Source organism: Rhizobium laguerreae (assembly GCF_002008165.1).
Taxonomy (GTDB): Bacteria; Pseudomonadota; Alphaproteobacteria; order Rhizobiales; family Rhizobiaceae; genus Rhizobium; species Rhizobium laguerreae.
In genome coordinates this window covers 218,312-229,589 of record NZ_MRDM01000010.1, presented here as the reverse complement: position 1 = coordinate 229,589, position 11,278 = coordinate 218,312, and the positions used below count along the sequence as shown (strand labels likewise).

The following is an 11,278-nucleotide window of genomic DNA, read 5'->3' as shown; positions in this document are numbered from 1 at the left end:
TCTATCTATGAAGAAGCAAGTTATCGAATATGCAGGCGTTCCCGTCGGGATCGTCATTCCCGATGAAGACCGGCTGAAGTTCATCGCCGTGAAATTTCATGTCCACGACCTCGACGAGCAGCGTTTCGGCTCGCCGGACGAGGTGCGGCTGGCCATCCATGACCTGATGACCCGCCGTCATCCGAAGCCGCTTCATGCCTGAGGGCATGACGCCGCGATTAGAATTCACGGCTTTTCCCGATGTCCGACCGGTCCCGCCAAATGGGGCCGGTCTTGTTTTTTGAGGGCATTACAGCGCCGCGCGTCTTTATCAGACGCGCAAAGGACGCTGTAACACTTTGAATTGCTGCATAATTTTATCCTTAAATCGATTCCGATTTAAGGAATTATGCAGTACAGTCCTACCGGCCGCCTTTCCGTGATAAGGATCCGCCCTTGCCCGATCTTCTGAACCTCATCACCGACATCGAAGGCGTTTCCGTCGGCCATGCAACCGACCTTGCGCTCGGTTCCGGCGTCACGGTCATCGTCTTCGACGAACCGGCCGTCGCATCCGGCACGGTGCTCGGCGGTGCGCCCGGCGGGCGCGACACCGGCCTGCTCGATCCGTCGATGACCGTCAATGCCGTGGATGCCTTCGTGCTTTCCGGCGGCTCGGCTTTCGGGCTGGATGCCGCCGGCGGCGTGCAGGCGGGCCTGCGCGAACTCGGCCGCGGCTTTGCCGTCGGGTCGGTGCGCATTCCGATCGTGCCGCAGGCGATCCTGATGGACCTGCTGAACGGCGGCGACAAGGATTGGGGCCTTCACTCGCCCTATCGCGACATGGGTTATACGGCACTGCAGGCTGCGGCCAAGGGCACATTCGCGCTCGGCACGACAGGTGCCGGGACGGGAGCGACGACGGCCACCGTCAAGGGCGGGCTCGGCTCTGCCAGCGCCGTCAGCAGCGCCGGGCATCGCATCGCGGCGATCGTCGCCGTCAATGCGCTCGGTTCGGCAACGATCGGCGACGGGCCACATTTCTGGGCGGCACCCTTTGAAAAAGATGCGGAATTCGGCGGGCTCGGCATGCCTGCGGTGGCCGACCATCGGATGCGGCTCAAGGGCATGAACACGCCGGCAACGACGATCGGCGCAGTGGTGACCGATGCGCAGCTGACGAAGGCCGAGGCGCACCGGCTATCGCTTGCCGGCCATGACGGCCTTGCCAGGGCACTGCTGCCGGCGCACCTGCCGCTCGACGGCGATACCGTCTTTGCCGCTTCGACGGCTAGGTATCGAAGAGACGACATGGCAAGCCTGATGGAGCTTTGCCACCTTGCGACCATCGTCATGGCGCGGGCAATCGCCCGTGGCGTCTACGCGGCGACCGCCCTTCCGGTCGAGGGCGCGCAAAAGGCATGGCGCGACCGCTATCCGAATGGTCGTTGATTGAGATCTTTGTTTTTATGCCTGTCGCCCAAACCGCTGCGCACTTTTGGGCGACATGCATTAGGGTAGGAACCGGACCCCACAACGTGCCGAATGGCGGAGAGACGTGAATGCAGATCCGGGCGCTGATGTATTTCGACGAGCTGGTCAGGACCAATTCGATGCGCCAGGCGGCCGAGAACCTCAATGTCGCGCCGACGGCGATCAGTCGGCAGATCGAGAACCTCGAATATCATTTCGGCGCGCCGCTCGTCGAACGCAGCGCCCGCGGCGTCAAGCTGACGGCCGCCGGCGAGCTGCTTGCCGCCCGCGCCGGCCGGACGCTGCGCGAGCTCGATCATGTGCAGCAGTTGATCGAAGACCTGAAGGGCCTGCAGCGCGGCCGTGTCAGCATCTATGCCAATGGCGCCACCGTCGCCAATCTGTTGGCGCCTGCGCTTGCCGAATTCAGCCTGAAATATCCAAAACTGCGTTTTAACGTGACGATCACCAGCGCGCGGCAGGCGGTCGATGCCGTCAACAGCGCCGAGGCGGATATTGCGGTGACGCTTTTTGCGCCACCGATGTCCGGCACCAAGGTGCGGCTGCGCTCCGAGATCGGCTATGATCTCATCGCCACGCCGCAGCATCCGGCCGCAGCACTTTCCGAGATCCCGCTGAGGACGCTCGCCGACTACGCATTGGCGCTGCCGGATCAATCCTTCGGCTTCCGCCAGGCTTTCGACGCGCTGTTCGAGAAGGAGGGGTTGAGCCTCGATCCGGTCTTCGTCACCAGCTCGCTCGAAATGCTGAAGGAACTCGTGCTCAGCGGAGCTGCGGTCACGCTGCTGCCAGCGCTGACCGTCCGCCGCGAGATCGAAGCGGGTCAGCTCCTTGCCATTCCGCTGGCCGGCAAGACCGGCATTCGCACCCATGTCGATCTCTGCGTCGCGCCGGACCGGCAGCTGTCCTTCGCCGCGACGAAACTGCTCGACTTCATCGAGAGGTTCATGCGCGAGCGCACGAGCCGTCGGACCGATACGAAAGACTGACGCTTCGAGCTTGCATTGCCCGCGGATTTACGGTGTAGCTTTTTTGGCTACACTGAGCACACAAAATCGTCATTGTGTGTGCACTGGCATAGTGCCACTTTATTCGCAAAAGGCCTTCGCCATCGAGCATGGCCAGACAGGGGACATGATGATCAAGCTTTCGTTTGCGCCTTCGCGTTTCGTCCGGCGGCTTTCCCTGGGTGCCGCACTTTCGGCCGGCCTGGTGATAACGGCGATGACGCCGGCCGAGGCGGCGAAGACCACGCTCAATCTCGGCATGAGCGTCGAGCCGACCGGTCTCGACCCGACGATCGCGGCACCCGTCGCAATCGGCCAGGTGACCTGGCAAAACGTGTTCGAGGGCTTGGTGACGATCGACCAGGCCGGTAAGATCCAGCCGCAGCTGGCAAAAAGCTGGGAGATCTCTGCCGATGGCCTGACCTATACGTTCAAGCTGCAGACCGGCGTCAAATTCCATGATGGCGAGGCCTTCGATGCCGCGAGCGCCAAGTTTTCGCTCGACCGCGCCCGCGGCGCGGAATCGGTCAATCCGCAGAAGCGCTTCTTCGCCTCAATCGCCTCGATCGATACGCCCGATGCCGAAACGCTGGTGCTGCATCTCTCGGCCCCGACCGGCAGCCTGATCTACTGGCTCGGCTGGCCGGCCTCGGTGATGGTCGCACCGAAGACGGCTGCCGACGGCAAGACGACGCCAGTGGGGACCGGCCCGTTCAAATTCGCCAGCTGGGCGAAGGGCGACAAGGTCGAACTCGCCAGGAATGCCGATTACTGGAACAAGGATGCGGCTGCCAAGCTCGACAAGGTGACCTTCCGCTTCATCGCCGATCCGCAGGCGCAGGCGGCTGCGCTGAAATCCGGCGATCTCGACGCCTTTCCGGAATTTGCCGCACCGGAGCTGATGAGTTCCTTCGACGGCGATGCAAGGCTCGTCACCAGGATCGGCAATACCGAACTCAAGGTCGTTGCCGGCATGAACACTGCCAAGAAGCCATTCGACGACAAACGCGTCCGCCAGGCGCTGATGATGGCGATCGACCGCAAGACGGTAATCGACGGCGCATGGTCCGGCCTCGGCACACCGATCGGCAGCCACTACACGCCGAACGATCCGGGCTATCGGGACATGACAGGCGTGCTGCCCTACGACGTCGAGAAGGCGAAGGCGTTGCTTGCCGAAGCCGGCTACCCCAACGGCTTTACCTTTACGATCAAATCGCCGCAGATGGCCTATGCGCCGCGCAGTGCCCAGGTGATGCAGGCGATGTTTGCCGAAATCGGCGTGACGATGAATATCGAGCCGACCGAATTTCCGGCGAAATGGGTCCAGGACATCATGAAGGACCGCAATTTCGACATGACGATCGTTGCCCATGCCGAACCGCTCGACATCGATATCTACGCGCGCGATCCCTATTATTTCAACTATAAGAACCCTGCTTTCAACGCACTGATGAAGAAGGTCCAGGAGACCGTCGATCCTGCCACGCAGAATGCGATCTATGGCGAAGCGCAGAAGATCCTCGCCGAGGACGTGCCGGCGCTCTACCTCTTCGTCATGCCGAAACTCGGCGTCTGGGACAAAAAGCTGAAGGGCCTGTGGGAGAACGAGCCGATCCCTTCCAACGTGCTGTCTGGTGTTTCCTGGGACGAGTAGGCGGCGGGTTCGGGCGGATTGAGAGGCATGGAATGAGCGAAGGGAAGCCGCATAGCGAAACGCTCAATGCCGGTCGCAACCCCCGCGCCACATCGAAAGCGTGGCACGCATGATCCCACTCCTCGCCCGCCGCTTCGCCGGTCTCATCGTCACGCTGGTCGTTGTCTCGCTGCTGATCTTCGCCGTCATGGACCTTCTGCCCGGCGATCCCGCCTCGATCATGCTCGGCACCTCGGCAACACCGGAAACGCTTGCAGCGCTCCGTCACAGTCTCGGCCTCGACCAGCCGCTGTTGCTGCGCTACGGGCAATGGTTGGCCGGCGTGTTCTCCGGCGATCTCGGCAATTCCCTGACCTATGGCGTACCGGTCGCGGGGTTGATCGTCGAGCGGCTGGCGGTAACGCTGCCACTGGCGCTGATGGCGATCGTGCTTTCGGTGGCGATTGCCCTGCCGCTCGGCGTGCTGGCCGCCTCGCGCCGCGGCGGTGTCTTCGACGTCATCGCGACGCTGTTTTCGCAGATCAGCATCGCCGTGCCCGCCTTCTGGGTGGCGCTGCTGTTGATCATCCTGTTTTCGACGATGCTCGGGCTGATGCCGGCCGGCGGTTTCCCGGGCTGGAACGCCGGCCTCACGCCGGCATTGCAGGCGCTGATTATGCCCGCCGTCGCGCTGGCGATGCCGCAGGCGGGCGTGTTGACGCGGGTCGCGCGCTCGGCGGTGCTTGACACGATGCATGAGGATTTTGCCCGCACCGCGGTCGCCAAGGGGCTGTCACGCGGTGCGGTGCTGTGGCGCCATATCGTGCCGAATGCGTCGATCCCGATCCTGACGATGATCGGGCTGCAATTAACCTTTCTCGTCGCCGGCGCGGTGCTGGTGGAAAACGTCTTCAACCTGCCCGGGCTCGGACGGCTCGCCCTTCAGGCGCTCTCTCAGCGCGACATCATCGTCATGCAGGATGTCGTGCTGTTCTTCGCAGGCCTGGTCATTGTGATGAATTTCATCGTCGATCTCTCCTACCTGGCGATCGATCCCAGGATGAGAAAGGCGGCCTGACGCATGGCACCGATCGTGTCCACCGCCATCACCAGCCGCCGCCGGGTCTTTAGACTTAGCCGGCGAATGAACCTGATTGCAGGGGCCGTCATCATCGGCCTGCTGGTCGCCGTGGCGCTGCTGTCGCTCGTCTGGACGCCGCTGCCGCCAGCAAAAATGCAGATCATCCATAAATTGCAGCCGCCGCTCGCCTTCGGCCTGCTTGGCACGGACCAGTTCGGCCGCGATGTGCTTTCGATGCTGATGGCGGGATGCTGGAATTCACTGTCGATCGCCATCACAGCGGTTGCGATCGGCGGGACGCTCGGCTCGATATCAGGCATTTCGGCGGCGGCGATCCGCGGTCCTTTCGAGGCGTTGCTGATGCGCATCTGCGACGTCATCTTTGCGTTGCCGCCGATCCTGTCGGCCATGGTGCTTGGCGCTTTTCTCGGGCCAGGGCGGTTCACTGCGATCACCGCGATCGCCGTCTTCATGATCCCGGTCTTTGCCCGGGTGACGCTTGCGACCTCGCTGCAGGCCTGGAGCCGCGACTATGTGACGGCGGCGCGCGCCATCGGCAATACCCGCCTAACCATTTCGCTGCGCCATGTGCTGCCGAATATCATCAGCCAGATCATCGTGCATGGCGCGATCCAGCTGGGGCTGGCGATCCTCACCGAAGCGGGTCTCAGCTTCCTCGGGCTCGGCATGGCGCCGCCGGCGCCGACCTGGGGCCGGATGCTTGCCGATGCGCAAACCTATCTGGCGCTCGCCCCCTGGCTGGCGATCCTGCCCGGCCTTGCCATCGCGCTCACCGTCTTCGGCTTCAACATGCTCGGCGACGGTTTGCGCGATCTGCTCGACCCGCGCGAGGCGAGCCGCTGATGTCCTCCCAAGACGAAAAAGCCCGAAAGACCATCCCATGACCGAAACCGACCTTACCATCCACGAACTCAGGCAGCGCTTCGCCGATAAGAGCCTCTCTCCTCTCGAATACTGGGTCGCCCTCGAAGACCATATCGCCGCCTGGGAGCCGTCGATTTCGGCACTCTACCTCTACGATCCGGAATCGGCGCGCGCCCAGGCGAAAGCGTCGACGGAGCGCTGGGCGAAGGCAGAAACGCTGGGCCCCCTCGACGGCATCCCGGTGACGCTGAAGGAATTGATCGCCACGAAGGGCCAGCCGGTACCATCAGGCACCAGGGCAGTGGAACTCAAACCCGCGGACGCCGATGCGCCGGCCGCCGCCCGGTTGCGGGAAGACGGCGCGGTGATCTTCGCCAAGACCACCTGCCCCGATTACGGTATGCTGTCCTCCGGCCTTTCGAGCTTTCATCCTCTCAGCCGCAATCCCTGGAACACCACGCAGAATCCCGGCGGATCGAGTGCCGGGGCTTCCGCAGCGGCAGCGGCCGGTTACGGACCACTGCATATCGGCACCGATATCGGCGGTTCGGTGCGCCTTCCCGCCGGCTGGACCGGCATCTTCGGCTTCAAACCGAGCCATGGGCGCATTCCGGCCGATCCCTATTATGTCGGGCGTTGCGTCGGGCCGATGGCGCGCACCGTCGAGGATGCGGCCTTTTCGATGGCGACGCTGTCACGGCCGGACTGGCGCGACGGCACCAGCCTGCCGCCGAACGATTTCAACTGGATGGATCTCGATATCGACCTGTCGGGCATGAAGATCGGGTTGATGCTCGATGCCGGTTGCGGGCTTGCGGTGGACGACGAGATCAGGGCCGCGGTCGAAACGGCGGCGAAACAGTTCGAGGCGGCCGGCGCGACCATTCAATTGGTCCAGCCGGTGCTGACACGCGCGATGCTGGATGGGCTCGACAATTTCTGGCGGTCCCGGCTCTGGGGCGATATCGCCGATCTCGACGATAACAGGCGCGACAGCATCCTGCCCTATATCAGGGATTGGGCGAAGGGCGGCGCCGACATCCGCGGCGTCGATGCGGTCAGAGGCTTCAACCAGACGATCGAGATGCGCAAGAGCTGCGGACGGCTGTTCACCGAAGTCGACGCCCTGCTTTCGCCGACCAATCCGATCATCTCCTATCCGGCCGAATGGGCATCCCCGACCAATGATCCGGCCCTGCCGTTCGAGCATATCGGTTTCACGGTTCCGTGGAACATGTCGGAGCAGCCGGCCGCCTCGATCAACTGCGGTTTCTCCCGCTCAGGCATGCCGATCGGGTTGCAGATCGTCGGGCCGCGCTTCGACGACGTGCGGGTGCTGAGACTGTCGAAAGCCTTCGAGGACAGGACCGGCGGAGTGATATCCTGGCCGCAGCCTCCGATCGGCTGATCAACTGATCGGGCGGCGATAGCCGGTCGGTTGCTCGTAGAGCCAGCCGATGCGCTCGACCGCGGCCGCGAAATTCTCGCACGCCACCGTCATGCTGTGGCCGTTGGCGTGCAGGATGGTTTCCGGATTTTCGAAGACGGCGACATGACCCTTCCAGAATACCAGGTCGCCACGGCGGATTTCGGATCGGTCGATCGGCTGGCCCAGGCCTGCCGCCTGCATATCGGTGTCGCGTGGCGCAGCTCTGCCCGTCATCAGCATCGCCAGCTGGACGAGGCCGGAGCAATCGATGCCGAGGCCGGAACGTCCGCCCCAGAGATAGGGCGTTTCCAGGAAACGGGCGGCGATCTCCACGTAATCGGCGCCATCGAGCACGCCGATCGGCTGGACGTGCTTGGCGAAGATCGCCGTTCCGTCCTCGAGCACGAGGTAGCGATTGCCGCGCGCTTCCGCCTCACCGGCGACATGAATGCGGCTTCCCATCGACAGGATCGCCTGGTGGGGCATGCGCAGTTCCGGTTCGGGATAGAGGAAGGTGCGCTGGACGGTGACGATATGGGTCGGCGCCGGCCGGCCTTCCAAGAGCGCGTCTGCCTTTACATAACCGACATAGCCGTCCGAGGTGGCTTTCACCCAGCACCAGTCATCGGCGCGATCGAAAACTGTCACATCCTCGCCGAGAAGCAGTTCCGTGTCGATGCCGCGGGCCAGGTCCGGTTCAGGGCGCAAACCCACGACAGGAACGGCGACACGTGCCGGCGCGCCTTTCACAAAGCGCAACGCCTCGACCTTGCCTTCAAGGCCGGCTTCCGCCAGATCAGGACGGTAGGCATGCAGGCGGCGGTCGAGCATCGTCATTCGCATTCCTTTCAGATCCGCAACCGGCGGGCCTGATCTCGGATGAGATCGCCGAGCTTTTCCAGATAGAGCGCACCGCCGACAGTGCGCTTGATGATCACGTTGCGCCGGTCGGCATCGTCACGCACACGATCGACCAGGCCCATCTCGCCCATCGTATCCAAGGCGCGGGTAATGACCGGCTTGGTGACGTCAAGCGTGGCGGCAAGCCCGCGCACCGTGTGCGGCGGCGGCACCAGATAAATATGCAGCAGGATCGCCATCTGGCGCAACGTCAAATCGCGGTCATCGTGGCGGACCTGATCGAGCGCCGCGCCATGCCAGAGCCCCAGCGCCTGCGAGGCGGTCAGTTCGATCGGCACGGCCCCTCCGGAAGATCGTTACGCTAACGTTCCATTTTCCGGCAGTTGCCACGCACATGCAAGGGGCGGCAGAAATTGCCGCCCGGCAAGGTGAATAAAATTTTAACGATCGGCAGCAAGGCGCGGCGCGTGAACCGGGATCATGCCACGCGCCTCAGCGCCTACTTTGGCATGGCGTCAGCGCAGGCTCTCGCGGATATGGTGAAAGAGCGCGCGGATTGCCTGTGCTTCGCCACCACCAGGCGAATGCGGCCGTTCGGACTGGGCCCAGCCGTAGATGTCGAAATGCGCCCAGCTCTTCGCCTTGCTGACGAAACGCTTGAGGAAGAGGGCGGCGGTGATCGCCCCTGCCATGCCGCCGGCCGGCGCGTTGGTGAGGTCGGCGAACTTGGTGCGGATATCCTTTTCGTAGCCGGAATAGAGTGGCAGGCGCCAGATCGGATCGTCGGTTTCCAGGCTCGCTTCGGTGAGGTCATGCGCCAGATTGGCGTCATCGGTGAAGAAAGGCGGAAGATCCGGACCAAGCGCAACGCGGGCGGCGCCGGTCAGCGTCGCCATGTCGATCAGCAGCTCGGGCTCTTCCTCGTCGGCATAGGCAAGCGCATCGGCAAGGATCAAACGGCCTTCAGCGTCGGTATTGTCGATCTGGACGGTCAGGCCCTTGCGGCTCCGGTAGATGTCGCCGGGCCGGAAGGCATTGGACGAGATCGCGTTTTCGACGACGGGAACGATAACGCGCAGGTCGACCTTCAGCTTAGCGTCCATGATCATCAAGGCAAGTCCCATGACATTTGCCGCGCCGCCCATGTCCTTCTTCATCAGCAGCATGGAGGCGGCAGGCTTGATGTCGAGACCGCCGGTATCGAAGCAGACGCCCTTGCCGACGAGCGTCACCTTGCGATGGCCCTTCTTGCCCCAGCGCAACTCGAGAAGGCGCGGCGCATCGGCGCTGGCGCGGCCGACGGTATGGACGAGCGGGAAGTTCTGCGTGAGCAGATCGTCGCCTGATATAACCGACATCTCCGCCTTGTAGTGTGCGGCCAGGCCACGGAAAACGGCCTCGAGCTGGTTCGGCCCCATATCATTCGTCGGCGTATTGATGAGGTCGCGGGCGAGAAAGACGCCGGCGAGCTGGCGCTTGATGTCGGCGGCGTCGGCATCGCGGGGGATCATCAGCGTCGCCGCCGGCGATTTTTCGGTTTTGTAACGGTCGAAACGATAGCTGCCGAGGCCAAAGCCGAGGGCCAGGCGATTTGCCGTCAGCGGCGCGGTCTCGATGTGCCAGTCGCCGGCCGGCAACGCACGGGCGAGCCTGCCGGTGATGTAAGGCTGCTCGGATGGATTGGTGCCGAGGCCGTAAAGCGCGCCGCCGAGATGGCCTTCGGCCGTCGGGATCAGCAGCAGCGACCCGCTTTCGGCCTTGTAGCCTGCCCTGCGCGCCCAATTGAGCGCGATCGGATCAATCGTGCCGGTCTCGATATGGGCAGGCGTAACGGCAAAGATCGGCAGCGTCGAACCGCCCTTCGTGTTGAAAGGAGTCGGTCTCTCGATAAACTGATAGGGGGCCATGATTGTCCTTCGGCGGTCGCAAGGAATCGTTCCTTAACGGTCTGTTAGGGTTAACAGACTATTGCTGGAGCGAAGATTACGCGTCAAACCTTTCCCTGTTCCGCTTCGAGGTCAGGCGCCGATTTCGGAATCCAGGAACGCGCCATGCCTGCCTCGCTCACCACCACAATCACCAATCGTATCCTGCAGGGCGCTGCGGCATCGCTGCTCGTCCTGGCACTTGCCGGTTGCTCGACGACCAAGGACCGGATGACAACGGGCTCGGTGCCGAAACTCACCAAGCCGGTCGAAGAGATGGATGCGACCGAGCTGCGCTCGGCGACGGACCGGCTCGGCCAGGCCTATGAAAAGAACCCGCGCGATCCCGTCACCGGCGTCAACTACGCCAATCTGCTGCGCATGAACGGCCGCGACACGCAGGCGCTCGCCGTCATGCAGCAGGTGGCAATCGCCAATCCCGCAGACCGCAACGTGCTGGCTGCCTACGGCAAGGCACAGGCGGCGGCCGGTCAGTTTCAGCAGGCGCTCGATACGATCGGCCGCGCCCAGACGCCGGACCGTCCGGACTGGAAGCTGATCTCGGCCCAAGGCGCGATCCTCGACCAGATGGGCCGGGCAAGCGATGCCCGGCAGCGCTACCGCGACGCGCTCGACATCCAGCCGAACGAGCCCTCCATCCTTTCCAACCTCGGCATGTCCTACGTGCTGACCGGCGATCTGCGCACGGCGGAAACCTATCTGCGCTCCGCCGCCAGCCAGCCGATCGCCGACAGCCGCGTCAGGCAGAACCTTGCCCTCGTCGTCGGTCTGCAGGGGCGTTTCCCGGAAGCCGAGCAGATCGCCCGACGCGAACTTTCGCCGCAACAGGCCGATGCCAATGTCGCCTATCTCCGAGGCATGCTCTCGCAGCCAAATTCCTGGCAGAAACTCGCCGCCAAGGACAAGACGCCGCAAGCAGCAGGCGACAGCAACACCAATTGACCGAATCATCTCGTCGAG

The 11,278-nt window shown here is 63.4% G+C and carries 11 protein-coding genes; 8 read left to right on the top strand and 3 right to left on the bottom strand.

Annotation, left to right across the window (positions count from 1 at the left end; translation table 11 throughout):
- Positions 1–7: 7 nt before the first annotated feature.
- From BS630_RS09510 to BS630_RS09480, 7 genes are all read left to right on the top strand, one after another.
- Positions 8–202 (top strand): hypothetical protein, encoded by a 195-nt coding sequence (locus BS630_RS09510; protein ID WP_003544544.1) that lies wholly within the window; start codon positions 8–10, stop codon positions 200–202.
- Positions 203–435: 233 nt separating this feature from the next.
- Positions 436–1,431 (top strand): P1 family peptidase, encoded by a 996-nt coding sequence (locus BS630_RS09505; protein WP_077977221.1) that lies wholly within the window; start codon positions 436–438, stop codon positions 1,429–1,431.
- A gap of 110 nt (positions 1,432–1,541) precedes the next feature.
- Complete coding sequence (locus BS630_RS09500; RefSeq protein ID WP_077977220.1) at positions 1,542–2,462, top strand: LysR family transcriptional regulator; 921 nt, start codon at positions 1,542–1,544, stop codon at positions 2,460–2,462.
- A gap of 148 nt (positions 2,463–2,610) precedes the next feature.
- Positions 2,611–4,137, top strand: coding sequence for an ABC transporter substrate-binding protein (locus BS630_RS09495; RefSeq protein WP_183594493.1), 1,527 nt, complete (start codon positions 2,611–2,613; stop codon positions 4,135–4,137).
- Positions 4,138–4,246: 109 nt separating this feature from the next.
- Positions 4,247–5,194: an ABC transporter permease gene (locus tag BS630_RS09490; protein WP_077977219.1), complete on the top strand. Its 948-nt coding sequence runs from the start codon at positions 4,247–4,249 to the stop codon at positions 5,192–5,194.
- A 3-nt stretch (positions 5,195–5,197) separates the two neighbouring features.
- Positions 5,198–6,061, top strand: coding sequence for an ABC transporter permease (locus BS630_RS09485; RefSeq protein WP_077977218.1), 864 nt, complete (start codon positions 5,198–5,200; stop codon positions 6,059–6,061).
- Between the two features lie 37 nt (positions 6,062–6,098).
- On the top strand, positions 6,099–7,490 hold the full coding sequence (locus tag BS630_RS09480) for an amidase (RefSeq protein ID WP_077977217.1): 1,392 nt from the start codon (positions 6,099–6,101) through the stop codon (positions 7,488–7,490).
- Here the strand turns inward: BS630_RS09480 and BS630_RS09475 are convergent, their stop codons facing one another.
- The 3 genes from BS630_RS09475 to BS630_RS09465 all read right to left on the bottom strand — a co-directional run bounded on the left by BS630_RS09475 (position 7,491) and on the right by BS630_RS09465 (position 10,279).
- Positions 7,491–8,348 carry a C40 family peptidase gene (locus BS630_RS09475; RefSeq protein WP_077977216.1) on the bottom strand — a complete coding sequence of 286 codons (858 nt, stop codon included), beginning with the start codon at positions 8,346–8,348 and terminating at the stop codon, positions 7,491–7,493. It abuts the gene before it with no gap.
- A gap of 11 nt (positions 8,349–8,359) precedes the next feature.
- A complete protein-coding gene (locus BS630_RS09470) occupies positions 8,360–8,710 on the bottom strand; it encodes a MarR family transcriptional regulator (protein ID WP_077977215.1) in 351 nt (116 codons plus the stop codon).
- A gap of 177 nt (positions 8,711–8,887) precedes the next feature.
- On the bottom strand, positions 8,888–10,279 hold the full coding sequence (locus tag BS630_RS09465; protein ID WP_077977214.1) for a leucyl aminopeptidase family protein: 1,392 nt from the start codon (positions 10,277–10,279) through the stop codon (positions 8,888–8,890).
- A gap of 144 nt (positions 10,280–10,423) precedes the next feature.
- Here BS630_RS09465 and BS630_RS09460 point away from each other — a divergent pair, with 144 nt between their 5' ends.
- Positions 10,424–11,260, top strand: coding sequence for a tetratricopeptide repeat protein (locus BS630_RS09460; RefSeq protein WP_077977213.1), 837 nt, complete (start codon positions 10,424–10,426; stop codon positions 11,258–11,260).
- The last annotated feature ends 18 nt before the right edge of the window (positions 11,261–11,278 follow it).